Annotated in this window: 22 protein-coding genes; 7 read left to right on the top strand and 15 right to left on the bottom strand. The window is 66.0% G+C overall.

Going from position 1 to position 26,760, the window contains the following annotated elements:
* The 7 genes from VGV07_RS26735 to VGV07_RS26705 form a co-directional block, all read left to right on the top strand.
* Positions 1–412: F0F1 ATP synthase subunit epsilon (locus tag VGV07_RS26735; protein WP_326871783.1), on the top strand; the 412-nt coding region annotated here is incomplete at its 5' end.
* Positions 413–925: 513 nt separating this feature from the next.
* Entirely contained in the window at positions 926–2,944 is a 2,019-nt protein-coding gene (locus tag VGV07_RS26730; protein ID WP_326871782.1) for a methyl-accepting chemotaxis protein, read from the top strand.
* Between the two features lie 323 nt (positions 2,945–3,267).
* Entirely contained in the window at positions 3,268–3,858 is a 591-nt protein-coding gene (locus tag VGV07_RS26725; RefSeq protein WP_326871781.1) for a hypothetical protein, read from the top strand.
* 15 nt (positions 3,859–3,873) lie between these two features.
* Positions 3,874–5,850, top strand: a complete 1,977-nt coding sequence (locus tag VGV07_RS26720; RefSeq protein WP_326871780.1) for a methyl-accepting chemotaxis protein — start codon at positions 3,874–3,876, stop codon at positions 5,848–5,850.
* Between the two features lie 189 nt (positions 5,851–6,039).
* Complete coding sequence (locus tag VGV07_RS26715; RefSeq protein ID WP_326871779.1) at positions 6,040–8,061, top strand: methyl-accepting chemotaxis protein; 2,022 nt, start codon at positions 6,040–6,042, stop codon at positions 8,059–8,061.
* Between the two features lie 279 nt (positions 8,062–8,340).
* Complete coding sequence (locus tag VGV07_RS26710; protein WP_326871778.1) at positions 8,341–10,152, top strand: methyl-accepting chemotaxis protein; 1,812 nt, start codon at positions 8,341–8,343, stop codon at positions 10,150–10,152.
* Between the two features lie 171 nt (positions 10,153–10,323).
* Complete coding sequence (locus VGV07_RS26705; protein ID WP_326871777.1) at positions 10,324–12,621, top strand: methyl-accepting chemotaxis protein; 2,298 nt, start codon at positions 10,324–10,326, stop codon at positions 12,619–12,621.
* Positions 12,622–12,785: 164 nt separating this feature from the next.
* On the opposite strand, the gene VGV07_RS26700 is transcribed toward VGV07_RS26705, so the two are convergent.
* The 15 genes from VGV07_RS26700 to VGV07_RS26630 form a co-directional block, all read right to left on the bottom strand.
* Positions 12,786–13,472 carry an aspartate/glutamate racemase family protein gene (locus VGV07_RS26700; RefSeq protein ID WP_326871776.1) on the bottom strand — a complete coding sequence of 229 codons (687 nt, stop codon included), beginning with the start codon at positions 13,470–13,472 and terminating at the stop codon, positions 12,786–12,788.
* A gap of 196 nt (positions 13,473–13,668) precedes the next feature.
* Entirely contained in the window at positions 13,669–14,190 is a 522-nt protein-coding gene (locus VGV07_RS26695; protein ID WP_326871775.1) for an RNA pyrophosphohydrolase, read from the bottom strand.
* On the bottom strand, positions 14,190–15,341 hold the full coding sequence (locus tag VGV07_RS26690; protein WP_326871774.1) for a divergent polysaccharide deacetylase family protein: 1,152 nt from the start codon (positions 15,339–15,341) through the stop codon (positions 14,190–14,192). The genes VGV07_RS26695 and VGV07_RS26690 overlap by 1 nt, the downstream gene beginning before the upstream one ends.
* Before the next feature lie 152 nt (positions 15,342–15,493).
* Positions 15,494–16,849, bottom strand: a complete 1,356-nt coding sequence (locus VGV07_RS26685; RefSeq protein ID WP_326871773.1) for a S41 family peptidase — start codon at positions 16,847–16,849, stop codon at positions 15,494–15,496.
* A 6-nt stretch (positions 16,850–16,855) separates the two neighbouring features.
* Complete coding sequence (locus VGV07_RS26680) at positions 16,856–18,358, bottom strand: murein hydrolase activator EnvC family protein (protein WP_326871772.1); 1,503 nt, start codon at positions 18,356–18,358, stop codon at positions 16,856–16,858.
* 209 nt (positions 18,359–18,567) lie between these two features.
* Complete coding sequence (gene rlmH, locus VGV07_RS26675; protein WP_326871771.1) at positions 18,568–19,047, bottom strand: 23S rRNA (pseudouridine(1915)-N(3))-methyltransferase RlmH; 480 nt, start codon at positions 19,045–19,047, stop codon at positions 18,568–18,570.
* 77 nt (positions 19,048–19,124) lie between these two features.
* Positions 19,125–19,511, bottom strand: coding sequence for a ribosome silencing factor (gene rsfS / locus VGV07_RS26670; RefSeq protein WP_326871770.1), 387 nt, complete (start codon positions 19,509–19,511; stop codon positions 19,125–19,127).
* A 181-nt stretch (positions 19,512–19,692) separates the two neighbouring features.
* The gene (locus VGV07_RS26665; RefSeq protein ID WP_326871769.1) at positions 19,693–20,316 is read right to left on the bottom strand and encodes a nicotinate-nucleotide adenylyltransferase; all 624 of its coding nucleotides are present in this window, start codon (positions 20,314–20,316) and stop codon (positions 19,693–19,695) included.
* Between the two features lie 151 nt (positions 20,317–20,467).
* The gene (locus tag VGV07_RS26660) at positions 20,468–21,751 is read right to left on the bottom strand and encodes a glutamate-5-semialdehyde dehydrogenase (protein WP_326871768.1); all 1,284 of its coding nucleotides are present in this window, start codon (positions 21,749–21,751) and stop codon (positions 20,468–20,470) included.
* Complete coding sequence (gene proB / locus VGV07_RS26655; RefSeq protein WP_326871767.1) at positions 21,751–22,887, bottom strand: glutamate 5-kinase; 1,137 nt, start codon at positions 22,885–22,887, stop codon at positions 21,751–21,753. Before proB ends, VGV07_RS26660 begins: the two co-directional genes overlap by 1 nt.
* A 184-nt stretch (positions 22,888–23,071) precedes the next feature.
* Entirely contained in the window at positions 23,072–24,115 is a 1,044-nt protein-coding gene (obgE, locus tag VGV07_RS26650; protein ID WP_326871766.1) for a GTPase ObgE, read from the bottom strand.
* Positions 24,112–24,669 (bottom strand): GNAT family N-acetyltransferase, encoded by a 558-nt coding sequence (locus VGV07_RS26645; RefSeq protein ID WP_326871765.1) that lies wholly within the window; start codon positions 24,667–24,669, stop codon positions 24,112–24,114. Before VGV07_RS26645 ends, obgE begins: the two co-directional genes overlap by 4 nt.
* Positions 24,669–25,199 (bottom strand): GNAT family N-acetyltransferase, encoded by a 531-nt coding sequence (locus VGV07_RS26640; protein ID WP_326871764.1) that lies wholly within the window; start codon positions 25,197–25,199, stop codon positions 24,669–24,671. The genes VGV07_RS26645 and VGV07_RS26640 overlap by 1 nt, the downstream gene beginning before the upstream one ends.
* Positions 25,190–25,828 (bottom strand): GNAT family N-acetyltransferase, encoded by a 639-nt coding sequence (locus tag VGV07_RS26635; protein ID WP_326871763.1) that lies wholly within the window; start codon positions 25,826–25,828, stop codon positions 25,190–25,192. Before VGV07_RS26635 ends, VGV07_RS26640 begins: the two co-directional genes overlap by 10 nt.
* Positions 25,828–26,553: a Type 1 glutamine amidotransferase-like domain-containing protein gene (locus VGV07_RS26630; protein WP_326871762.1), complete on the bottom strand. Its 726-nt coding sequence runs from the start codon at positions 26,551–26,553 to the stop codon at positions 25,828–25,830. Before VGV07_RS26630 ends, VGV07_RS26635 begins: the two co-directional genes overlap by 1 nt.
* Positions 26,554–26,760: the final 207 nt, after the last annotated feature.

The following is a 26,760-nucleotide window of genomic DNA, read 5'->3' as shown; positions in this document are numbered from 1 at the left end:
CAAACTCGAAATCGTCTCGCCCGAGCGGCTGCTGCTGTCGGAGACCGTGAAGTCGGTGACCGTGCCGGGCGCCGATGGCTATTTCACCGTGCTGGGCGACCACGCGCCGCTGATGACCACGCTGAAGCCGGGCTTCGTGACTGTCGTCCGCAATGACGGGATCAGCCACGTCTACTACGTGCGCGGCGGCTTTGCCGATGTATCGCCCGAAGGGCTGACCATCCTCGCCGAAGAAGCGCAGGACATTGCCGAATTCGACCGCGCCAAGATCGAGGGGCTGATCGCCGCCGGGCTCACCGCCCAGCAGGCCGCGAACACCGCCGACGAAGAAATGCGCCTGCAGGAAGAGATCGACGGCTGGCGGAACCTGCTGCTCGATGCGTCGGTCGGCACGGGTTCGACCGCGCACTGAGCGGGCGACATCGAAGGATTTGAAACGGGCGTCCTGCGGGGCGCCCGTTTTTGTTTTTGGAGGCACGATCGTCCGCTCCAACTCGATGTCATCCCTGCGAAAGCAGGGACCCATATATCCGCTGGCGCGAGTGGTGAGTTGGGTCCTTTCTTTCGCAGGGATGACAGCCGGGGCGGGGTTGAGGTCCTATTCGGCACCTCAGGATGGGCCCCGGCCTTCGCCGGGGTGACACCGCGGGGATGAGGGAACGGTGCTCAGGCACCCTGGTCGCGGTCATCTGTTCCTAAATGCGCAACCCGAAGCAATTCACCATCCCTTAAGGCAAACTGCGTAATTGTCGGCATCGGGAATGCAGCAAGACTAACCGCGTCGAGGCCAGGACAGCCGCGACCAGTGGTGGAGCCGCGCCCAATTGATCCCCAACAGAACGAGGCCGTTGACCGGAAACAATTCCGGACGCGCCCAGTCATTGCCTTTCGTCGTCCACTCCAGAAGCAGAGCGAGCGCAGACCAATGAAGATCCGGACCCGCCTTTTCCTTATCGTTGCCGTGATGGGCCTGGTGGTCTCGGCGATCGGCGGCCTTGCCATGTACGTCACCACATCGTTCACCGAGCGGACGGAGCAACTTGAGGCGGCATCGCAGCGGGCCTTCAATGGCGAGCATCTCAACCGGCTGGTGACGGCAGTGGTGATGGATGCACGCGGCATCTACGCCGCGCCCAATGTCGAGAAGGCCGCGCCGTTCGCCGAGGGGTTGCTCAAGTCGCTCGACAAGATCGATGCGCACCTGGCCCAATGGCAGCCGCTGGTGCCGGCGGCGGACCGGCCGGCCTTCGACCAGGTGGTGGCGCGCACCGCAGAGTTCCGGCAGTTCCGGGCGGAGACGGCGCGGCTCGCAACGATCGATCCGGCTGAGGCCGACGCCCAGGGCAATAACGAGGCCAACCGCGCCAACCGCAAGGCCTATCAGGCCGAAATCGACGCCGTGGTGGAGAACGACCAGGCGCATTTCGAGGCGATCACAGCCGAGATTGCCGGCTTCGAGACGCTGATCCTGCCGGTGGTGGCAAGCGCGACGCTGCTTGGGTTGCTCGCCGGCGTCGGGGCCGCGCTCTATGTCGCTACACGGTACCTCTCGACCCCGCTGACCCGGGTGACGCAGACGATGGCGAGGATTGCAGAGGGGGATTTTGCCACCGAAGTTCCTTATGCGGGCGAGAAGAACGAGATCGGCCAGATGGCCGCCGCGGTGCAGGTGTTCAAGGAGAACGGCATCCGCGTCGCCGAGATGAACGAGGACGAACGCAGCCGGCACGAGAAGGCGGCCGAGCGCGCCCAGATGATGCTGAGCTTCCAGAACGCCTTCGATGGCGTGGTGGCGGCGACGTTGAGGGGCGACCTGACGCAGCGCATCGATGCGCATTTCGCCGATGCCGACATCGAGCGCATCGCCAACAACTTCAACGGGCTGATGGATACGGTGGCGAGCGGACTGAACGAGGCCGGCGACGTGCTCGAGGCGCTGGCCGAGGCCGACCTGACACGGCGCATGGATGGCGCCTATGAAGGTGAGTTCGCGCGCTTGAAGCACAACACCAACACGGTGGCCGAGAAGCTCACCGACATCGTGACGCAGCTGCAGAAGACCTCGTTCGACCTGAAGACCGCGACGGGCGAGATCCTGTCGGGCGCCAATGACCTCTCGGAGCGCACCACAAAGCAGGCGGCAACCATCGAAGAGACCTCGGCGGCAATGGAGCAACTGGCGACCACGGTGCTCGCCAATGCACAGCGTGCCGCCGGCGCGTCGGAGAATGCCGCGGAGGTGACGACAACGGCAGAAGCCGGCGGCGCGGTGATGCTGAGCGCCAATGCGGCGATGGGGCGGATCACCGAGAGCTCGGCCAAGATCTCCAACATCATCGGGCTGATCGACGACATCGCCTTCCAGACCAACCTGCTGGCGCTCAACGCTTCGGTGGAAGCGGCGCGGGCCGGCGATGCCGGTAAGGGCTTTGCGGTGGTGGCCGTCGAAGTGCGGCGCCTGGCGCAGTCGGCGGCGAGTGCATCGAGCGAAGTGAAAGCGCTGATCGAGCAGTCGGCCAACGAGGTGCAAGGCGGTTCGAAGCTGGTGGCGGAAGCGGCCGCCAAGCTCGAGCAGATGCTGTTGGCGGTACGCGGCAATCGCGAGCTGCTGGAAGGCATCGCCCGCGACAGCCGCGAGCAGGCCTCGGCGATCGAGGAGGTCAATACCGCGGTGCGCCAGATGGACGAGATGACCCAGCACAACGCCGCGCTGGTGGAACAGACCAATGCGGCGATCGAGCAGACCGAGGCGCAGGCGACGGAACTCGACCGGATCGTCGCGGTATTCACTGTCGACGGCAAGGCCGAGGCAGTCTCGCCGGTGGTGGAACTGCCGCCGCAGCGCGGCATCAAGGCCTTGGAACAGCGGGTGAAGGCAGCGGCCAAAACCTATCTCAGCCGCGGCAACACCGCCATCAAGGCCGACGACTGGGCAGAGTTCTAGAGCGTTGGCCGTCATGGGCGCCCCGCCGGGCGCCCATCCTACGTGTGGGACAGCCGCAGCTCCGCCCCCAACCTGAGCCGACCAGTCATAAATTCACGTCCAGAAGCAATTCACCGAACCTTAACGACACATGCGCAATTGTCCGTATCGGGAATGCAGATACCGAGACTTGGGAGACAGCGGCTGGACGACCGCTGCGGCTGCTGAACTGCATCCGACAAGTCACGAGACTCGACCTATCGAGCCGGCTCGCGAAGCGAGCCCGCAACGTTGCCTGTCGTCCGGGCCGACCCGGCCGGCCATCCAGAAGGAGATGCCTACCCATGTCCCGCCACCCCCTTATCCTCGCCACAGCCCTGGTGGCCGGCCTCGCCGGTCCGCTGGCCGTCAGCCATGCAGCGGACAATGAGTTCGCCGAGCCACTGACCGCCCTTGCCCAGGGCCAGCTCCGCGAGGTCGCCCAGAACCCGACCCTGATCGCTGCCATCATGGCGCAGAACCAGGTCTCGGCCGGCTACGATGCCGCCAAGATCGATGAACTCGACAAGCAATGGCGCGCCGAGGTGGATGCTGCGTCCAAGCCGATGATCGATGCGACCCTCGCGAACGAGGCGTCGAAGTACCTGGTCGGCGTTCAGGCCGAGAGCGCAGGCCTGTTCACCGAGATCTTCGCGACCGATGCGGTTGGGCTGAATGTCGCGCAGTCGACAGTCACCTCGGACTACTGGCAGGGAGATGAAGACAAGTTCACGCTGAGTTTCGGCGCGGGCGCCGACGCCGTGGCGCTGGGCGAGGTCGAACAGGACGAGTCGACCCAGACGTTCCAGAGCCAGGTCTCGATCACCATCACCGACCCCGCTACCGGCGCTCCGATCGGGTCGATTACGGCAGGCGTCGACCTGTCGATGCTCTAGGCAGGGAGGCCGACGATGGCGATGCGCATCAATCTCGCTCCGGCGATTCTGGTCCCCATGGCGGCGACGCTGCTGGGAGTCGTCGGCCTCACCATGTTCCTCAGTTCGCTGAGCAACCTGCAGAGCGTCGAGAGCACCTTGAGCGATCAGCAGGACAAGATGATTGCGGTGCTGGCGGAGCAGTTCGCCGGCAGCATCCGGTTCGCCAAGCTCGAGCCGGTCAGCCAGGCGCTGGCGGGCTATGAAGCGGATCCGGATTTCGGCCTGGTCAGTGCAAGCGCGGTCGATGCACAGGGCGCGCCGCTGCTGCTGTTCGGCGCCGATCCGGCGCGGGCAGAAGTGGCGGCCACCGTCGCGGCGGAAGCCGCGAGCGGCGCCGCGTTGGTGTCACGGGTCTCCGATGGCGTCCACTATGCAGCCTTTCCTGCCTTCTTCGGCAAGGAACATGCGCTGGTTGGCGGCTTCGCCATGGCGTGGGACCTGACGGTCCATCGCGACGACATTCTGTCGAAGCAGGCGGTCAACGGACTGATCGGACTCGGCATCGCAGCCGTCGCCATCGCAGCGTTGGGGTTGTTCCTGATGCGTCACGTTACGGCGCCGATGACGCGGCTGACGCGGACCGCCTCGGCGCTGGCGGAGGGCAATCTCGAGGTTTCGGTGAGCGGGGCAGGCCGGCACGACGAACTGGGCGACATGGCACGGGCCGTCGAGGTGTTCCGCGCCAACCTGCTCAAGGTGCGGGAGATGACCGACGCAGACGTACAGCGGGTACTCGCCGACGAAGCCAAGCGCCGCAAGATGATGCAGGAACTGCAGGGTTCGTTCGGGGCAGTGGTCGGCGCAGCTGTCGCCGGAGATTTCTCGGCGCGCGTCGCCTCGGACTTTGCCGATGCCGAACTCAATGGCCTCGCAGGGTCGGTGAACCTGCTGCTCGAGACCATGGGCCGCTCGATCGAGGAGACCGGTTCGGTGCTTGCCGCGCTGGCCGGGGCCGACCTCACCCGGCGGATCGAGGGCGATTATCAAGGCGCCTTCGCCTTGCTCAAGGATAGCACCAACACGGTGGCGGAGAAGCTGACCGACATTGTCGGACAGCTGCAGAAGACCTCGTTCGACCTGAAGACCGCGACGGGCGAGATCCTGTCGGGCGCCAATGACCTCAGCGAGCGCACCACCAAGCAGGCAGCGACGATCGAGGAAACCTCGGCGGCGATGGAGCAACTGGCGACCACGGTGCTGGCCAATGCCCAGCGCGCCGCCGGCGCGTCGGAGAATGCCGCAGAGGTGACGACGACGGCAGAAGCCGGCGGCGCGGTGATGCTCAACGCCAATGCGGCGATGGGGCGGATCACCGAGAGCTCTGCCAAGATCTCCAACATCATCGGGCTGATCGACGACATCGCCTTCCAGACCAATCTGCTGGCGCTCAACGCCTCGGTGGAAGCGGCGCGGGCGGGCGATGCCGGCAAGGGTTTTGCGGTGGTGGCCGTCGAAGTGCGGCGCCTGGCGCAGTCGGCGGCGAGTGCGTCCGCCGAAGTGAAGGCGTTGATCGAGCAATCGGCCAACGAGGTGCAGGGCGGCTCGAAGCTGGTGGCGGAAGCGGCCGCCAAGCTCGAGCAGATGCTGCTGGCGGTACGCGGCAATCGCGAGCTGCTCGAGGGCATCGCGCGGGATAGCCGCGAGCAGGCCTCGGCGATCGAAGAGGTCAACACCGCGGTGCGGCAGATGGACGAGATGACCCAGCACAATGCGGCGCTGGTGGAAGAGACCAATGCGGCGATCGAGCAGACGGAAGCCCAGGCGACGGAACTCGACCGGATCGTGGCGGTGTTCAGCGTCGACGCCCGGGCCGACGTCGCCACGCCCCTGGAGGACGTTGCCGCACCCAAGGGAATCAAGGCGATCCAGCACAAGGTGCAGGCGGCAGCAAAGACTTACCTCAGTCGCGGCAATACCGCGATCAAGGCCGACGAATGGGCAGAGTTCTAGGCCCTCAATCTGGTCGCGCGCTCGAAACGGTGGAAGTCCGCAGCTTTTCCTGAGAACGCTCCAAGTGACGTTCCTACCCGAAACTACGCATTAACCACGCTGAGCTACGTTCCATTAAGGGCGCGGTAACGGCCGCGCGCCTCGGCCGCCAGGAGGCGGTGGCTTCGGTCGACGAAGGGGAGCTTCAGGATGAAGTTGAGGAGCGGGGAGAGTGCCGCGACGGCGGCAAAGGGCATTCGGCTCGGGACCCTGGTGTCCGGGCTTTCGATGCTCCTGGTGGCGACCGGCATCGTGGTGGCCGGGGCGAGCCTGTACGTCTCGACCGGGTTCAAGGCATCGGGGCACAGCAGTGAGACCCTGATGAGCTCGATGCGGGCGCACATGACCGCCGATATGCTGCACGACAGCATGCGCGGGCTGGTGTACCGCAGCCTCTATGCGGTGATCTCCGGCGACATCACCATGGTCCAGGACACCTATGTCGACGTAAAGACCTATGGCGACACGTTCAGGCAGACGATCGCCTCGCAGGCAGATCTCGACGTGCCGGCCGATGTTCGCCAGGCGCTCGACGGCCTCTCAGGACCGCTCGACGCCTACATCAACGCCGCATTGGCGCTGGTCGAGAAGGCGACGGAGTTCGATGTTGCCGGCGCAACGGCCGACCTTGTTGCGTTCGACCAGAGCTTCGAGGTGCTCGAAGGCGAGATGTCGGCCGTATCCGATGCGATCGAAGCCGCCAATGTGGCGCAACTCAGGGCGGCCGAGGATAATGCCCACCTTTCCGACATCGCGACCTGGGGCGGGCTGGCGCTGATCCTCGGGCTGGCGGTGGCGACAATGCTCCTGGCGCAACGCTTCGTGGCCAAGCCCCTTTCTGACATGACCGATGGCTTCCGCCGGCTGTCCGAGGGAGACCTCGAGGTGACGGTGGATGGCAAACAGAAGATTGCCGAGGTCAACGGCCTCGGCCGCGTGCTCGGGATTTTCCGCGAGGCGCTGCGCAGCCGCGACGTCCTGGCCGGCGAGGCCGCAGCGACCGCCAAGGTGACGGTGGCGCGGGCCGATGCCGCGGCGGCACTCAATCGAGAGATCGGCGATGTGGTCGGCGCAGCGCTCGAGGGCGACTTCAGCCGCCGCGTCGATGCCGAGTTCGCCGACCAGGAGCTCGAGGTGCTGGCCCGCAGCGTCAACCAACTGGTGGAAACGGTGGATGCCTCGATCGGTGAAACCGCACAGGTGCTTGGGGCGCTGGCGCAGGCCGACCTGACCCGACGCATGCAGGGGAGTTATTCGGGCTCGTTGAAGAAGCTGATGGATGACACCAACGCGGTCGGCGACCGGCTGACCGAAGTGGTGACCAACCTCCGCTCGACCTCGCGCTCGCTGAAGGTCGCGACCGGCGAGATCCTGTCGGGCGCCAATGACCTTTCGGAGCGGACCACCAAGCAGGCGGCGACGATCGAAGAGACCTCGGCGGCGATGGAGCAACTGGCGGTGACGGTGCTCGAGAATGCCAAGCGCGCCGAATCGGCGAGCAGCAATGCGGCCGATGTGTCGCGCACGGCCGAGCAGGGTGGCGAGGTGATGCGCGAAGCGACGGCGGCGATGGAACGGATCACCCAATCGTCGGCGAAGATTTCCAACATCATCGGGTTGATCGACGATATCGCCTTCCAGACCAATCTCCTGGCGCTCAACGCGTCGGTCGAAGCGGCGCGGGCCGGCGATGCCGGCAAGGGTTTTGCCGTGGTGGCAGTGGAAGTGCGGCGGCTGGCGCAGTCGGCGGCAAGCGCCTCATCCGAGGTGAAGGCATTGATCGAGCAATCGAGCACTGAAGTGGCCGGTGGGTCGCGGCTCGTGGCGGAGGCAGCCAACAAGCTCGGCATCATGCTCGAGGGGGCGCGCACCAATTACGAGCTGCTGCAGGGCATTGCCGGCGAGAGCCGGGCGCAGGCTTCCTCGATCGAGGAGGTTAACGTAGCGGTCCGCACGCTCGACGAGATGACCCAGCACAACGCGGCGCTGGTCGAACAGACTAATGCGGCGATCGAACAGACGGAGTCGCAGGCAGGCGAACTGGACCGTATTGTCGATGTGTTCACCGTTGCCGAGGCGGGCGCCGCACCGGCGGTGCCACGGAGGGCGGCGCGGCAGGTTTATCTCAGCCAGGGCAATGCCGCGATCAGTACGGACTGGAACGAGTTCTAGGCGGCGCGTCGCTGACGAAACGGGCTGCCGCCTCGCCTGCCCACCACCGGAATATTGCCAGCGAAAGGGCGCCATTTGGCGCCCTTTTTCGTTGCAGCGCCGAGAAAGGCTCAACTACGCATCACTACGTAGTTGAGCAGCAACTGCTCACGGACGCGTGAAGGCGCACCCTCATGGTGTACCGCGCGTTATTACGCATGCCCGGCTTGGAGGTTCCTCAAGCGGATATGCGCTGAAATTGCGCCGGATCCGCAGAAGCGGTTTTTGGGGGCAGAAGTCATGGGTCAATCAATTTTCGCCGGGTTTTCCGGTGCGTCGCATTCGGATGACCGCAGCAAGGTCGACGCGATCATGCGCAGCCAGGCGGTGATCGAGTTCAAGCTCGATGGCACCATCATTACGGCAAACGCCAACTTCCTAGGAGCCACGGGCTATACGCTGGAGGAAGTCCAGGGCAAGCACCACCGGATGTTTGTCGATCCGGTTCAGGCGCAGGGGCAGGACTACGCCGAGTTCTGGCGCTCGCTGGGGGCGGGGCAGTTCCAGTCGGGCGAGTATCGGCGCTTCGGCAAGGGAGGGCGGGAGATCTGGCTGCAGGCCAGCTACAACCCGATCCTCGACAAGGCGGGCAAGCCGATCAAGGTGATCAAATTCGCCTCCGACATCACCGAGCAGAAGAACCGCGCCGCCGACATGGCCGGGCAAGTGGCGGCCATCAGCCGGTCGCAGGCGGTGATCGAGTTCCGGCTCGACGGCACCATTGTCAGCGCCAACGAGAACTTCCTTGCGACGCTGGGCTATCGCCTCGAGGAAATCCAGGGTCGGCACCACCGCATGTTCGTCGAGCCGAGCTATGGGGCGAGTGCCGAGTACGAGCAGTTCTGGGCCCGGCTGCGTGCCGGCGAGTTCATTTCGTCGGAGTTCAAGCGCTTCGGCAAGGGCGGCAAGGAGGTCTGGATCATGGCCTCCTACAACCCGGTATTCGATGCCGCCGGCAAGCCGATGAAGGTGGTGAAGTTTGCCAGTGACATCACCGAACGCAAGAAATCCGAGGCGATCATCGAGCTGTTGAAGACCTCGCTGGCGCGGATGGCCGACGGCGACCTGGGTGGGCGGGTGGATACGCAGTTCACCGGGCAATACGAGGGGCTGCGGCAGGCGTTCAACGCTTCGCTGGAGCGGATCACCGAGATCGTCACCTCGCTGCAGACGACGTCGCGGGCGCTGAAGACGGCCACCGGTGAAATCCTGTCGGGCGCCAACGATCTTTCGGAGCGCACCACCAAGCAGGCGGCGACGATCGAGGAGACCTCCGCCTCGATGGAACAACTGGCCTCAACCGTCACCGAGAACGCCAAGCGGGCAGCCGATGCCTCGATCAAGGCGCAGGACGTCAGCAAGACGGCAACCGAAGGCGGTGCGGTGATGGAGAAGGCGACCGCGGCAATGGAGCGGATCACCACCTCGTCGGGCAAGATCTCCAACATCATCGGGATGATCGACGACATCGCCTTCCAGACGAACCTGCTGGCGCTCAACGCGTCGGTGGAAGCGGCGCGAGCGGGAGATGCCGGCAAGGGCTTTGCCGTGGTGGCGGTGGAAGTGCGGCGGCTGGCGCAGTCGGCAGCGAGCGCATCGAGCGAAGTCAAGGCGCTGATCGAGCAGTCGGGCGCCGAAGTGGCGGGCGGCTCGAAACTGGTGGCGGAGGCGGCGCAAAAGCTGGTCGCCATGCTCGAGACGGCGCGCGAGAGCTCGAACCTGATCGAGGGCATCGCCACGGCGAGCCGCGAGCAGGCGGGCGCGATCGAGGAGGTCAGCTCGGCAGTGCGGGTGCTCGACGAGATGACGCAACAGAACGCCGCCTTGGTGGAACAGACCAATGCGGCGATCGAGCAGACCGAAGGGCAGGCAACCGAGCTCGACAAGATCGTCGACGTGTTCTCGATCGAGGAGGGCGGCGCCACGATGCCGGTGCCGGCGGAGCCGCGCCCCGGCAGCGTCAAGGCCCTGCAGCAGAAGGTCAAGGCGGCGGCGCGCAGCTATCTCAGTGAGGGCAATGCGGCGGTGGCCAAGGACTGGGCCGAGTTCTAGCAAGCCGCTGGCGGCGGTGCCCGCGGACCCCGGCGACTGGCCGGGGTCTCGCTCTTAGTGCCGGGCGCTGCCTATTATTTTGGCATCGGGGCCAGCGTGGTTGACCGTTCTTTAACGGCGGACTGCGCTGAATACGCGAGAAAGCACTATTCGGCAGGAGCCGTTCCCCGCATGCGTATTCGTTCCCTCTCTCTCAAGGTCGCGCTGCTCGGCGGCGCGGCCCTTACCGCCGTGTTCGCCATCGGCATGACGCTCCTGGTGCAGCAAGTCGGCGGCACCATGGAGGCGCAGACGCGCCAGCTGCAGGCGGAAACCACGCAAGGTATCGCGGCGCAGGTCTCGACCGATCTGCTGCGCGGCGAGCGGGCGGCCGAGGGGATCGTCACGGCGTTGCAGGGGCTGCACACGGCGGGGATCAAGGATCGTGCCGTCTATGACGCGACCATCCGGCAGTTCCTCGAACGCAATCCCGGGTTACTCGGCGCCTGGTCGGGCTGGGAGCCCAACGCGCTCGACGGCAACGACGCTGCCGCGGTGAACAAGCCCGGCCACGATGCGACCGGCCGCTATATCCCGTACTGGAACCGCGGTTCGGGTTCGGTGGTGCTGGAGGCGCTGACCGGCTACGACCAGCCGGGCGCCGGCGACTATTACCTGCAGCCCAAGGCGCTGGGGCGCGCCGTGGCGATCGAGCCCTACAACTATACGGTAGCCGGCAAGGACATGCTGATCATGTCGTTCGGTGCGCCGATCACCGATGGCGCGACTTACCTCGGCACCGGCGGCGTCGACCTGTCGCTCAGCGACATCAACACCCGGATGGCGGAGTTGAAGCCGTTCGGTACCGGCAATGTCGCGGTGATCTCGGCCAAGGGCATCGTGGTTGCGCACCCCGATCCCACGATGATCGGCAAGACACTGGAGGCGGCCGACCCGATGCATGGCATCGTCACGGCGGCACTGGCCGACAACACCGCCAAGGAAGCCGACAACGCCGAGATGCGCCAGACGGCGGCGCCGTTCAGCGTCGGCGGCACGGAGGACCGCTGGGTGGTGGTAACGAGCGTGCCGCTGGCGACGCTGCAGGCGGCGGTGAACGAAGGCCGCACCACGATTATCCTCCTGTCAGCGATCTGCGTGCTCGCCGCCTGTGCCATCCTGTTCGGACTGATCCGGCAACTGGTCGGCGGGCCGCTCGGCGCGATGGGCCGCACCGTCAAGGTGATGGCGGAAGGCGATTACTCGGTCACCGTGCCGGGCACCGAGCGCGTTGACGAGGTGGGTACGCTGGCGCGCGCCGTTGAAGTGTTCCGCGAGAACGGCAAGAAGGTCGCCGAAATGACCGAGGCCGAAGCCGTGCGCATCATCCGCGACCAGGAAGCGCGGGTGAAGATGATGGCCGAGCTGCAGCAGGCCTTCGGTGGCGTGGTCGACGCGGCGATCGACGGCGATTTCTCCAGGCGCGTCGCCGCCGAGTTCCCCGATGCCGAACTCAATGCCCTCGCCGGCAGCGTCAACGCCCTGGTCGAGACGGTCGACCGCGGGCTGAGCGAGACCGGCGAAGTGCTGTCGGCGCTGGCCCAGACCGACCTGACGCAGCGAGTGCATGGCCAGTATGGCGGCGCCTTCGCGCGACTGAAGGACGATACCAATGCGGTGGCCGAACGGCTGACCGAGATCGTTGGGCAGTTGAAGGGCACGTCGCGCTCGCTGAAGACGGCGACCGGAGAGATCCTGTCGGGTGCGAACGACCTGAGCGAACGCACCACCAAGCAGGCGGCTACCATCGAAGAGACGTCGGCGGCGATGGAGCAGCTTGCCTCCACCGTCACCGCCAATGCCCAGAATGCCCAACAGGCAAGCGAAGCCTCGGGCCAGGTGACGCTGGCGGCCGAGCAGGGCGGCGGCGTGATGCAAGAGGCCAATGCGGCGATGGAGCGGATCACCACCTCATCGGGCAAGATCTCCAACATTATCGGGATGATCGACGACATCGCCTTCCAAACCAACCTCTTGGCGCTCAATGCCTCGGTGGAAGCGGCGCGCGCCGGCGATGCCGGCAAGGGCTTCGCCGTTGTGGCAGTGGAAGTACGGCGCCTGGCGCAGTCGGCGGCTGGTGCCTCGAGCGAAGTGAAGGCGCTGATCGAGCAGTCCGGCGGGGAGGTGAAGGCCGGTTCGCGCCTCGTGGCGGAAGCAGCCGAGAAGCTCGAGGCGATCCTCGCCGCCGCGCGCTCGTCGAACCAGCTGATGCAGAAGATTGCCCGCGACAGCCAGGAGCAGGCCTCGGCAATCGAAGAGGTCAACACCGCGGTGCGGCAGATGGACGAGATGACCCAGCACAACGCGGCGCTGGTCGAGGAAACCAACGCGGCGATCGAGCAGACCGAAGCGCAGGCGACCGAACTCGATCGGATCGTCGAGGTGTTCCAGGTGGTGGAGCAGGCCACCGGGATGCGGCGCGCGGCTTAGGGGCGCGCCTGGACCGACTGAAGCAGACGACCCCCTCCCATCCTCCCCCATGAAGGGGGAGGTGCCCGCCGGTTCACTCGGCATGATCGAAGACAGAGCCCCGCCTCTTCACCTCCCCCTTTATGGGGGAGGTCGGGAGGGGGCCGTCTCTATCAGTCAGCCCTTCAAGCCAAAGCCGCCGCCACCAGCGCCCGTGCATGCAGGTCCGTGGTGTCATAGGTCGGCAGCGGGCTGACGCTGTCGTCGATCAGCATGCAGATCTCGGTGCAGCCGAGGATCACCGCTTCGGCGCCGCGGGCCTGCAGCCGCGTGATGGCGTCGACATAGGTGCGGCGCGACTCGTCCCTGACGATGCCGAGGCAGAGTTCCTCGTAGATGATGCCGTTGAGGTTGGTGATGCCGACATCGGGCACCAGCACTTCGAGGCCGCGCTGTTCGAGGCCCTCGATGTAGAAGCGCTTCTCCATGGTGAAGCGAGTGCCGAGCAGCCCGACCTTGCCGATCCCGTCGGCCAGCAGCGCATCGGCAGTGGGCGCCGCGATGTGGACGAAGGGCACCGTCAGCGCCGCGACGATCTGAGGCGCGCAGATATGCATGGTGTTGGTGGCGAGGCCGATGACGCCGGCCCCCTGGGCTTCGAGCGAGCTGGCAACGCCCGCGAGGACCGCTCCGGCGCCGTCCCAGTTACCGGCGCGTTGCATTGCCTCGATGGGCGCGAAATCCACCGAATGGACGATGACCGGGGCGGAGTGCAGGCCGCCCCGCCGGGCCGCCGTCTCGCGGTTGAGGATGGCGTAGTAGTGAGCGGTGGATTCCCAGCTCATGCCGCCGATGAGGCCGATGGTTTTCATGGGCAACAGATGGCGCGGAACGGGGTTTGTGGCAAGGGCGCCTGCTGAAAGAGGCGGCCCCCTCCCATCCTCCCCCATAAAGGGGAGGTGCCTGTCGGTCTGTTTGGCACGATCGAGGACAGGGCCTCGACTCTGCACCTCCCCCTTTATGGGGGAGGCCGGGAGGAGGCCATCCGCTTCAGTTAGGGACCCCGCTCTACCCCCGCCCGCCCGCCGGTACGTCCCTGAACGCCTCCACCACCTGCAAATACGCATCCCGTTTGAACGGGACGATCAGGTCGGGCAGCGTCTCGAGTTTTTCCCAGCGCCATTTATCGAACTCGGCGGGGTGCGCGCCGCCGCCCGGGGCGCTGACATTGATCTCGCTGTCATTGCCGGTGAAGCGGAAGGCGAACCAGCGCTGGCGCTGGCCGCGATACTTGCCCTTGAGTGCAATGCCGAGCGCTTCGTCCGGAAGGTCGTAGTAGATCCATTCCGGCGCTTCGGCGACGAGTTCGGCGGTGCGGATGGAGGTCTCCTCGAACAGCTCGCGCCACGCCGCTTCGATCGGGGCTTCGCCTTTGTCGATGCCGCCCTGTGGCATCTGCCAGGGCGCGTCGACCTCGGTGCGGTCGGCCGAACCATCGGGCATGCGGCGACCGACGAACACCAGGCCTTGGGCGTTGAACACGGCGATGCCGACGCAATCGCGGTAGGGCATCTCTTCGCGTTTGGGCATCAGTTTGGTTCTCCCGCCATCAGGGCACTGGCCGGCACGATCTCGATGCCGCGCTCGCGGAGGGCCCTCGCCCACTCGGTAACCGCTTCGATCGAGACCGGCAAGGCAGAGACGATGCCGATGGCATAGCCCTTGTCGCGGGCTTGTCGTTCAAGGTCGGCGAGGGCGGCGAGGATCGGTCCGCGCGCCGGGTTGGCGTCGACCACTGCGTTCACCCGACCAAAGGGGACACGGTTGGCGCGAGCGAGCTGAGGGGCGAGCGAGCGGTTGGACGAGCCATCATCGAGATAACCGAGACCGCGCGCCCCGAGTTCCTCCATCATCGGGCCGAAATCGGCACCCGACGCCGTGAAGCGGGCGCCCATATTGTTGATCAGCCCGACATAGCCGGGGAAGCTGCTCATCACCTTGAACAGCTTCGAAAGATTGTCGCGTGGCGCCTGGCCGGTGAGCAGGGTGTCCGGGCCGGGGTCGTTCTCGGGATAGTCGAACGGCTCGAGCGGCACTTCGAGGAACAGCTCGTGCCCCTCGGCGCGGGCGGCGCCGACGGTGCGATCGAGCGTCTTGCCGTAGGGGGCGAAGGCGAGCGTCACCTCCTCGGGCAGCTTGCTGATGGCATCGAGCGTACCTTCGGTGTTGAGCCCCAGGCCGGAGACGATAATGGCAATCAACGGTTTGCCGCCGGACGTGGCCGGCGTGTCGGAAGGGCGGGAGTAGACGTCGAACGGCCGGAGGCCGGTGCCGGAAATGCGCGGGATGGCGCCGAACTCGGTTTCCTCGAGCATTTCGGGATCGTTCGCCGCCGGATCGATCACCAGCGTATCGGCCGGCTCCGAAACTGTGTCGGCCGATGCAACCGGAAACATTTCCGGGTCGGCAGTGATGGTCACTTCGCCGGGCGCCGCCACGGCGCCGGCGACGCTGTTGGCTGGGTTGGCGCCCGCAATATCGACGGTGGCGCTGGGGCGGCCGCCATCGGGGTCGTCGACCAGCATGATGCGGGCGGTGACGCCGACGGCAATCAGCGCGACGAGCCCCAGGGCGATGCGGGTGACCGGGATGTGGCGGGGGGAGGCACTGCCGGCGGCCGCCTTGGCGGTCTTGGCCTGCCTGGCTTTGCGGCGAACGAGGGGCGCGCTGAGCTCGGTCATCGTCTGGCCTTCATCCCAGGGGGCGGGGCGGCGCGGCCGAACCTGGCCACGCTCCGGGAATCAAACGGGGCGGCGAATCGCCACCCCGCATCAGGCTCATTGTGTGACGGGCAAAGGGTAAGGAAGCGTTAACCCTGCCGCTTGAGATCTCGTTAACCGGCCGCCTTGGGCGGGAAGGCTTCGTTGGTCTCGAGGCCGTCTATCAGCTTGATGGCGTATTGCAGCTGATTGTCCTTTTCCTTCTCGGCCGGGACATAGACGGACGAGCCGACTGTGGCCTTTTCCTCGGTGCCGCCACCGATCTCGCCGGGAAGCGCCGCTTCGCCGATGATTTCGTCGCGGCCCTTGAACTCCTCGGGCACGTCCTGGGTGATGAGGATGTCGGGCTGGATGCCGGAGGCCTGGATCGAGCGGTTGTTCGGGGTGTAGTACCGCGCCGTGGTCAGCCGCATGGCGCCATCGGCGCCGAGCGGGATGATCGACTGCACCGAGCCCTTGCCGAACGAGCGGGTGCCGACGACCGTGGCGCGCTTATGATCCTGCAGCGCGCCGGCGACGATCTCTGCGGCAGAGGCGGAGCCGCCATTGATCAGCACCACCATCGGCACGTCAGCAAGCTTCTGGTCCAGCGCATCGGGCTTGGCGTCGTAGCGGGCGCTTTCCTGCTCGATGCGCCCGCGGGTCAGCACCACGGCGCCCTGCTTGAGGAAGGCGTCGGAAACGAACACCGCCTGGTCGACGAGGCCGCCGGGGTTGTTGCGCAGGTCGAGGATGATGCCCTTGGGCGCCTTGCCGTCAGCGGCCTTGTAGATGTCGTCGATGGCCTTCTGCACGCCGACAAAGGCCTGCTCGGAGAAGCGGGCGAGACGGATGACGCCGACATCGCCTTCCATGGTCATGCGGGCGGCACGGGTGGCGATGACATCGCGGGTCAGCTCGAACTTCAACGGTTCGGTGACGCCTTCGCGCACGACGGTGACGGTGATCTTGGTGCCGACCTGGCCGCGCATCTTCTCGACCGCCTGGTCGAGCGTCAGGCCCTGCACCTGGGTGCCGTCGAGTTCGACGATGAAATCGTTGGCGAGGATACCGGCTTTGGCTGCCGGGGTATCGTCGATGGGCGAGACGACCTTGATCACCCCGTCTTCCATCTGCACTTCGATGCCGAGGCCGCCGAACTGGCCGGAGGTGTCTTCCTGCACGTCGGAATACTCGACCGGCTCCATATAGCCCGAATGCGGGTCGAGCGAGGTCAGCATGCCCTGCAGCGCGGCGTGGATGAGTTTGCGCTCATCGGGAGCTTCGACGTACTCGGCGCGGATGCGGTCGAACACTTCACCGAACAGGTCGAGATCGGAATAGACCTCGTCGGCACTGCGCGGCGCGCTGGCGGGAGCGGTGGCATCGGCAGCCGGCGTCTGGTCCTGCGCAATCAGCGGTGCACAGGCGAGGCCGAGCGTGAACACGGCAGCCATCGAAGCGACTATGCGGAGGGGCGTCAAGCGCATCAAATTCTATCCACTCTGGGTTGGAACAGGAGCCACTGACCACCATCCCGTGGGGTCGACGGGCTCGTTGTTCTTTCGCATTTCAATATAGAGGGTCGGTCGGGAGACACCAGCACTGGTCGCAACGGTACGGCCAATTGTCTGTGATCCCATGGTGCCGACGGGTTCTCCCATCATCACGAACTGGCCGATCTGCACATCGACCTTGGCCAGCCCGGCCAGCAGGATGGTGTAATCCTGACCGGCATTGAGGATGACGATTTGGCCATAATTGAGGTAGTCGCCCTGAAACATCACCCAGCCATCAGCGGGTGAGACCACCTGGGCGTCGGCGCGGGTGACGACCGAGAGGCCGCGCGAGATGCCGCCGAAACCATCGCCGGCGCCATAGTCGATCACCGTGACGCCGCTCGAAGGCATGGCGAGGAAGCCCTTGGCCTGGGCAAAGGGCACGGCCGGTTCGGTGCGGTCGGTATTGGCGAGGGCGAGGCGGACGGTGTCCTTGTCGAGCGTCGGCGTGGCGCCGCCGGCGTTTGCCGTGGCGGTGGCCTCGGCGGCGGTGGCGACGGCGGCAGCGCGCTTCTGCAGGTCGTCGATCAGTTGCTTCAGCGAGGTGGCCTTATCTGCAAGTGCCTGGGCCTCCGCCTCTTCGGCCGCAAGCGCGGTAGTGGCGCGGTTCTCGTTCTCCTTGCGCGCCGCGATCAGCGTGCCGATGCGCAACTGCTCCTCTTCGAGGATCTGCAGGTTCGCCTCGAGCTTACCCTGCTGCTCCAGCGCATCGGCCTTGATCTTGCCGAGTTCGGTGAGGTCGGCCATCACGGTGTCGGCCTTCTTCTGCAATTCGGGCATGATGGCCGAGAGGAGGATAGCGGAGCGGGCGGAGCCGAGCGCGTCGGAGGGGTTGACGATCAGGGCCGGCGGCGGGTTGCGCGAAATCCGCTCCAGCGCTGCGAGCACGTTGGAGATGTTCTCGTCGGCGCCATCGAGCCGGCCGCGCACTTCGAGTTCCTCTACGATCAGGTCGCCGAGCTTGTCCTCGAGCGCCACGATATCGGCTTCGGCGCGCTTCACCCGCTCGGCTGCGGCGATCAGCGCAGCATTCTGCTTGGTGCGATCGCCCTGCATGTCGGCGATTTCTTTCTTCAGCGCGTCGGCGCGTTCCTTGGTGACGGAGATCGAGGCTTCGATCTCGTCGAGGGCCTGCTGCTGGGCGGCCATCTCGGTATCGGCTGGCCCACCTGATGTCGCCATGGTGGGCGCCGCGGCGTCGACGGCGGGGCGGAGGTTGAGGTCGGTTGCGGGGGCGGCGGCCGCGGGAGGCGCGGCATCGGCAGGCGTGGTGGCGGTATCGGCAGGAGCGGCTGCCGGCGCCGTAGCATCCGGCCCGGTAACATCCGATGGAGCGGGAGCTTCCGGCGTCGCTTGCTGAGCGAGCGCGGCGGTAGCAAGCGCCAGCGCCAGAGCGGCGCCCGCGGCGATTGCACGTCTCGACCAGCCCGTTGCCGGCATCAAACTTCCTGGTTCACCCGAATCATGATCACGCGACCATAGCGCAGAGCCCGATAGTCCGGGGGTTTGTCTTTTGGATGGCGGGGGGAGCGTATTCGGCAGTAGGCAGTAGGCAGTAGGCAGTAGGCAGTAGGCGGTGGGACGCGAAGGGAGGTCTGCTTCGACTGCCGACTGCCGACTGCCGACTAGACCAGCCCCAACGTGGCATCTCACTCCCGATGGTACGGATGCCCCGAAAGGATCGTCGTGGTCCGGTACAATTGCTCGGCCAGCATGATGCGGACCAGCTGGTGCGGCCAGGTGAGGGGAGAGAAGCTGATGGTCAGGTCGGCTTCGCGCACGAAAGCCGGGTCAAGCCCGTCGGCGCCGCCGATGATGAAGCTGACAGCGGGCCGGCCATCGTCGCGCCAGCGGGCGAGCTGGTTGGCAAAGGCGGCCGATGGCATGGTCTTGCCATGCTCGTCGAGGGCAATGCGAATACCTTCGGGAAGGGCGGAGCGGAGCGTCGACGCCTCGTCGGCCTTGCGGCCATCGCTGGTCGTGGCGCGGGACTCGGCGAATTCGAGCACATCGAAGCCGGTCAGCGCCAGCGGCTTGCCCGTCGCCTTGGCGCGGTCGAGATAGCGCGCGACCAGTTCACGCTCGGGGCCCTGCTTCATCCGGCCGATGGCGGCGATGGCAATTCGCAAGGCAGACGGCCGCTAAATGCCAGCGTGATCGGGAAAAGTTGCAGACTTTTCCGGTTCGATCACGGGCGACATGGATGTCAGCGACCGTCGGCAGCGAAATCGGCCGCCCACATCTTCTCGATGTTGTAGAACTCGCGCACTTCGGGCCGGAAGATGTGAACGATGACGTCACCGGCATCGACCAGCACCCAATCGGCGTGCGGCAGTCCTTCGATCCGCGGCTTGCCGAAGCCATGCTCACGCAGCACCTTGACCAGTTGGTCGGCGACAGCGCTGACGTGACGGTTGGACCGGCCGGAGGTCACCACCATATGGTCGGTGAGCGACGACTTGCCGGTGATGTCGATGGCAACGGTCTGTTCGGCCTTGGCGTCGTCAAGGCTCTGCAGCACCAGATCGATCATGTGGGGTTCCGGCGCTTCTGCGGCCGGCGCGGTTTCGGTCTTCTTTTTGGGCGATGCCATCAAACGGCCTCAGCCCATGCAACACGAGCACGGTTCATGCGTGTTTCAGCTGTCCTTGGTTGTTGGGTCGAAAGGCTAGCGGAAGCGTAGCTATCAATCCTGTCCCATCCTGAGTGGCGAATAACCACTACTCCTTCAATATGACGCTTCGTCTGCCGTTCTGCAAGGCGGCGGCAGGTAATCATTCGGCCGAAGCTTTGCCGCGAGCCCGGATGGCGCTCGAAGACTGCGGCGAAGTGATGCCGTGCAGGTAAACCCAGGCCGGCGGTTTGCTGCTCGCCAGCGCTTCGGCAGCCGCCTCGGGCAGGCGATACTTCTTCAGGGCGATGGCGGCCTTGCTCACCGTGGCGCGAAAGGTCGAGCCGGGGCGGGCGTAGACGGCGATCGGCAGCAAGGCGGCGATATCCTGCCAGCGCTCCCAGCGGTCGAACTGGCTGAGATTGTCCGCCCCCATGATCCAGACGAAGTGGGTATCGGGGCAGGCAGCGACCAGCCACTCGAGCGTATCGACGGTAAAGTGGAAGCGATGCACCGCCTCGACGCCGGTGGCATGGATCCTGGGATTGGCGGTGAGCTCGCGGGCGGCGCGAACGCGGGTCTCGAGCGGGGCGAGTTCGGAATGATCCTTCAGCGGGTTGCCGGGGGAGACCAGCAGCCACACCGCATCGAGGTCGAGGCGCTTGAGGCACTGCTCGGCCACCAGCCGGTGGCCCTCGTGGATCGGGTTGAAGCTGCCGCCGAAGAGCCCAATGCGCAGGCCCGAGCCGAAGGGAGGGAGGGCCGTGATGTCGGGGGGAAGGGTCACGTGCGTGTACCGACTGACAGAGACGGCCCCCTCCCGGCCTCCCCCATAAAGCGGGACGTGAAGAGTCGAGACTGCGGCTCGATCGTGCCAAGCACTGGATGCGGCACTTCCCCCTTTATGGGGGAGGATGGGAGGGGGCCGTCTCTATCGGTCACGGCCGGGTCTGCCCCGTGCCTTCGACGAGGTATTTGAAGCTCGTCAGCTGCTCGACGCCCACGGGCCCGCGGGCATGGAATTTCCCCGTGGCGATGCCGATCTCGCCGCCGAAGCCGAACTCGCCGCCGTCGGCGAACTGGGTCGAGGCGTTGTGGAGCAGGATGGCGCTGTCGATCTCGCTGAACCAGCGGGCGACGCTCGTAGCATCCTCGGTGATGATCGCCTCGGTGTGATGCGAAGAGTATTTGCCGATATGGGCAATGGCCTCGCCGACATCGGCCACCACCTTCACCGAAAGGATGGCGTCCTCATATTCGGTGTGCCAGTCCTGTTCGGTCGCGGCGACCGCCTCGGGGATCAGCGACAGCACCGTTGCGTCGCCGCGAATCTCGCAGCCCTTGGCAACCAGCGCCGCGATCACCGGTTTGAGGTGCGTCGCGACCATGTCGCGATGCACCAGCAGCGTCTCGGTGGCGCCGCAGATGCCGGTGCGGCGCATCTTGGCGTTGAGCGTCACGTCCACTGCCATCTGCAGCTCGGCGCTCTTGTCGATATAGGTGTGGCAGATGCCTTCGAGGTGGGCGAAGACCGGGACGCGCGCTTCGGCCTGGACGCGGGCGACCAGGGTCTTGCCACCCCGCGGCACGATGACGTCGATGGCGCCGCCGAGCCCCGCCAGCATGTCGCCAACCGCGGCGCGATCGGTCGTGGGGACGATCTGGATCGCGTCGGCGGGCAGGCCCGCGGCCTTGAGCCCCGTGACGAGGCAGGCGTGGATGGCGCGCGACGAGTTGACGCTGTCCGAACCGCCGCGCAGGATCACCGCATTGCCGGCCTTCAGCGTCAGCGCGCCGGCATCGGCAGTGACATTGGGGCGGCTCTCGAAGATGACGCCGATGACGCCGAGCGGGGTCGAGACGCGGCGGATGGTCATGCCATTCGGTCGCGTCCATTCCGCCAGCACGCGGCCGACCGGATCGGGAAGCTCGGCAATGGTGCGCAGCCCCTCGATCATCAGGTCGATGCGCTTGTCGTTGAGCTGCAGCCGGTCGAGGAAGGCCTTGGAAATCCCCTTGCTCTCGGCGGCGCGCATATCGAGCGCATTGGCCGACAGGATATCGTCGCGACGATCGTCGATGGCGTCGGCGGCGGCGTGCAGTGCCTTAAGCTTGCTTTCGGGGCTGGCGAAGGCGAGCACGGCGGCGGCGGCACGCGCCCGGCGGCCTAGTTCGAGCATGACGGTGGAGAGGTCGCTCGCGACAGCTGCTAGTGCACTCATCAGACTTTGGCCTCCAGGCCCATCAGCACCACCATGTTGTCACGATGGATGAGTTCCGACCGCGTGCCGATGCCGAGCAGGTCGGAGACGACGCGGGAGTTCTTGCCCTTTACCAGGTCGGCCTCCTCCCGGCCCATACCGGCAAGGCCGCGGGCGATCTCGCGCCCATCGGGACCCAGGATGGCAACGGCGTCGCCGCGACCGAACTCGCCGGTGACGCGGGTGACGCCGATCGGCAACAGGCTCTTGCCGTCAAGCAGGGCGCGGGCGGCGCCGGCATCGACATGGATGGCGCCGAGCAGCTCGAGATGCCCCATGATCCAGCGCTTGCGCGCCTGAGCCCGAGACTCTGCCGGCGCGAACAGGGTGTGCCGCACGCCGTCGGTCAGGGCGCGCAGCGGGTGATCTTCAGTGCCCTTGGCGATGATCATCGCGGTGCCGGCCTGGGTGGCGATCTTGCCGGCCTCGACCTTGGTGGTCATACCGCCGCGAGAGAGATGGCTGGCGGCGCCGCCCGCCATGGCGTCGATCTCGGGGGTGATGGCCGCGACGAAGGGCAGGTGCTCGGCGTTCGGATCCTTGCTCGGCGGCGCGGTATAGAGCCCGTCGACATCGGAGAGCAGGATCAGGCAGTCGGCCTCGATCATGGTGGCGACGCGGGCCGAGAGGCGATCATTGTCACCATAGCGGATCTCGGCCGTAGCGACGGAATCGTTCTCGTTGATGATCGGAATGGCGCCCAGACCCAGCAGCGTCGAAATGGTGGTGCGGGCGTTGAGGAAGTAGCGCCGCTCCTCGGTGATGTTGGGGGTGAGGAGAATCTGCCCGGTGACGATCTGATGTTCGGCGAGGGCCGCGGCCCAGGCCTGGCTGAGGGCGATCTGGCCGGCGCTGGCGGCGGCCTGGCTCTGCTCGAGCGGCAGGTTGCGCGCGTCGAGGTTGAGCAGCCGCCGTCCAAGCGCGATGGCGCCCGAAGAGACGATCACCAGCGATACGCCCTGGGTCTTGAGCGCGGCGAGGTCGGCAGCGAGCGAGGCGAGCCAGGCGGCACGGAGCTTGCCGGTCGCGCCGTCGACCAGGAGCGCCGAGCCGATCTTGATGGTGATGCGCCGGTAGGGCGCGAGGGCATTGGTCATCTGGACGTGCCCGTCGTGGGGAGCCCCTCACCCCAGCCCTCTCCCCCCGGGGGCGCTATTATTGCGCCCCCTAGAAGGGGCGAGGGGGCGACGGGGGCACGGCCGGTGCAAAGTGCGTCCCCTCTCCCCTTTGGGGAGAGGGTTAGGGTGAGGGGTAGCCAAGCGCTGTAGAATGCGAGGTTCATCACGGCACCCAGGTGGGCTCGGCTTTGCGGCGCTCGAGTTCTTCGCGCTCGGCCTTGTCGGCATCCATCTGCGCGACGATGCGATAGAGCACCTTGTCGACGCCTTCGCCGGTGACACCCGAACAGGTGAAGACTTCGGCCTTGCTGGCGCGCTTCAGCAGCTTCACCTTTTCCTTCACCTCGTCGGGATCGATCGCATCGATCTTGTTGAGGACGACGATCTCCGGCTTTTCCGCCAGCTCTTCGGCATAGGCGGCGAGTTCGCCGCGAATGGTCTTGTAGGCGGTCTTCACATCCTCCTGGGTGCCATCGATCAGATGCACCAGGATGGCGCAGCGCTCGACATGACCGAGGAAGCGGTCCCCCAGCCCCTGGCCCTCGTGCGCGCCTTCGATCAGGCCCGGGATATCGGCCAGCACCAGGTCGCGCTCGCCGATGGTGACGACGCCCAGATTGGGGTGAAGCGTGGTGAACGGGTAGTCGGCGATCTTGGGCTTTGCGGCCGAGACCGCGGCGAGGAAGGTGGATTTGCCGGCATTGGGCAGCCCGACGAGGCCGGCATCGGCGATCAGCTTCAGCCGCAGCCAGATCCATTTCTCGGTCCCGACCAGGCCGGGGTTGGCGCGGCGCGGCGCCTGGTTGGCCGAGGTCTTGAAATGGGCGTTGCCGAAGCCGCCATTGCCGCCCTCGAGCAGGGTCAGCTCCTGGCCGACCTCGGTGAAGTCGGCGATCAGCGTCGCGCCATCTTCCTCGAATACCTGGGTGCCGACCGGCACCTTGAGGATCACGTCGTCACCTTTGGCGCCGTGGCGATCCTTGCCCATGCCATGGGTGCCGGTGGCCGCTTTGAAATGCTGCTGGAAGCGGTAGTCGATCAGCGTGTTGAGGCCATCGACGCAGCGGATGATGACATCGCCGCCACGCCCGCCATTGCCGCCATTGGGCCCGCCGAACTCGACGAATTTTTCGCGCAGGAACGACACCGCGCCGGCACCGCCATTGCCGGAGCGCACGAAGACCTTGGCTTGGTCGAGGAATTTCATCTGGTACTTTCTCGGCTGGCCTGTCGGTGGGCCAGCCAGGCGGCATGTGTCAGTTGGGTGTCGATATGGCGCACCTCCTCTCCGCGCGCAAGGCAAAGGCGCGACGAGGTACCGATCTCGACGAATCCGGCCTTCTTCTGGATGGCCAGCGAGGCCTTGTTGAAGTGGAACACCCCGGAAGCGAGGGAGGGGGCTGCGGTGGTCTCGAAATACCAGTCGAGGCTGGCGCGCACCGCTTCGCTCATCAGCCCGCGGTTCCAGAACGGCTGGGCCAGCCAGTAGCCGATCACCGTGCCTTCGATGTCGCGGTGAAAGCCGACATTGCCGATCACCCCTTCGCCATCGAGGTCGATCATGAAGCCGGTTTCCCCGGCCGGCGTATCGGGCCGCCAGGTTCGCAGCCACGCCTTGGCATCGGCCAGCCGATAGGGATAGGGCACGCGGCTGAGGTTGCCGGCCACAGCGAAATTATCGAGGAAGCGCGCGATGCGCGAGGCATCGGCGAGCACCGGCTGGCGGAGCGTGAGGCGCGGCGTGCGAAGGGTTACGTCCATCAGTTGCTCCTCAGCCGCCGACGCGCCGCTTCGTAGTCGGCGCGAATGAGGCTGGTGTTGACGTGCTCGGTCTCACGGCCCTGCGAGCGTACAAAACGCATGTCGCGGAGGCCAGTATCGATGAAGCCGAGCTTGTTCTGGACGCGGAGCGAGGCAGCATTGCCGACATGGGCGCCAGACTGCACCACATCGTCGGGACGGGCCGAAAAGTGCCAGTCGAGCACGGCCGTGCTCGCCTCGGTCATGATGCCGCGGCCATGGTAGCGGCGGTTCAGCCAGTAGCCCAGTTTATCGTCGATCCCCACGACGCCGACCATGCCCGACCCAGGCAGTTCGATGGCAAAGTGCGCCGCGCCGGGAACCGCCGGCTGCTGCATACCGATCCACTCGCGGGCATCCGCCGTGGTATAGGGGAAGGGCACCACGGTCAGGTAGCGGGTAACCTCGAAGTCGCTGAGTGCGTCGACAATCGCGTCGGCGTCATCGTCGCGCATCGGCCGCAGCAGCAGGCGTGCGGTGCTCAGCTCCATTTCGGCTGCTCCAGCTCGAGATAGACCGTCGGCCGGTCCCGGCCAGCAGGGTCGGGGCCTTCACCGACGCGGACGAAGCCGGCCTTCTGCATCACGTTGAGCGAGCCGGCATTGCTGGCAAGGGCCCGTCCCTTGATGCGCGGGAACAGGTGCGTGGCGAAGGCGGCCTCGGTCAGGCCCTTCACCGCTTCGCTCATGATACCGCGACCCCAATAGGGTTCACCCAGCCAGTAGCCGATCTCGGGCAACTCTCCCACGACGAGGTGGAAGCCGACCACACCGATGAACTGGTCGTCGAGCGTGATCGCATAGGGCCGCTCGTCGGGCCGCTGCGCGATGATCTCGACGAAGCCGATGCCGTCGGCGCGGGTATAGGGGTGCGGCAGGCGCGTCAGCCTGTCGGCGATCGCCTTGTTGTCGGCGAGCTTCACCAGCTCGGGGACATCGCCGCGGATCGGAGCCCGCAGCACCAGGCGCGGCGTCTCGATGCGGTGCGGCAGCGCATCGCGCTGCCGGCGGGCCGCCAGTCTAGCGGTCGCCTCGGCGAGCGCTTTCGCCTGCGCGGCTGGGCCCATCAGCTGGGTCCGCCGCCGGGGCACGAAATCGTCGTCGTCGTCGAGCGTCGCCATCAGGCAATCCTCCGCGTCGGCTCGACCGAGGCCAGCCGGTTTTCGGTCCAGACGATCACTTCGCCATCGCGGAGCGCGCGATAGCGCAGGCCGCGGCTGCAGAGGTGCCGAACGGCGCGTTCTGCTGCCGGGCTTTCGGAGTGCGGCGAGCGATAATGCGGGACGATGGCGTGGTCGATCAGCCCGAGGCCATCCCAGATGGTCTCGCGGTCGTAGCCCTGGGGCGCCTCGTCGGGATCATCCATCAGGTGAATGCCCTCGAGGCTGGGCGCCGCCACCACGGCGCCGGCCGAGAAACCGCCATAGACGATCTCGTCATTGTCGAGCATGTCGACAATGACGTCATCGAATCCAGACTGCTTCATGGCGCGGCGCAGCACAAACGCATTGCCGCCGGTCACCCACACCAGATCGAACTGGCTCAGCCGGGCCCGTAAGCCCTCCGGATGGCCAAAGAACTGGCGGAGGTCGAGCGGCGTGGCGGCGATGCCAAGCGAGCCCAGTTCCGAGACCGGGTCATAGGCCTCGTGGCGATAGAGCTCGCGCGCTGCAGGGGAAATGTTGTCGAGCGCGTTCTCGATAATGGCGGCGTGCCAGCCGTTGGTGTTCGAGCGGTCGCGCGGTCGAACCGGAAAAGTCTGCAACTTTTCCTGACCGCCGCTCAGGAGCGTGAGAAGTGAACCGGCGCGGTCGCCGATCCGGTAGGAGCTCAGATACAGTCTCATTTTCAGCCGCCCTCACGACGAAAAAGACAAAAGGGGAACCGGATTCCGGCTCCCCTTCTCATCTTGTCGCGCGGTCGACTGCCTAGTCGCCTTGCCGGGGAGCTGGTCTCCGGCAGGGGTTGCTAGGCCTCACCGGGTTATTCTGCTGCTTCTGCTGCCGGGAGTACCGACACGTAGACTTTGGCGTTGGCGCGGGTTTTGAACGCC

Origin of the sequence: Devosia sp., from assembly GCF_035944845.1 — a bacterium.
Classification (GTDB): Bacteria; Pseudomonadota; Alphaproteobacteria; order Rhizobiales; family Devosiaceae; genus Devosia_A.
Note: the sequence above shows the minus strand (reverse complement) of the source record. Positions and strands in the feature narration are given on the sequence as shown.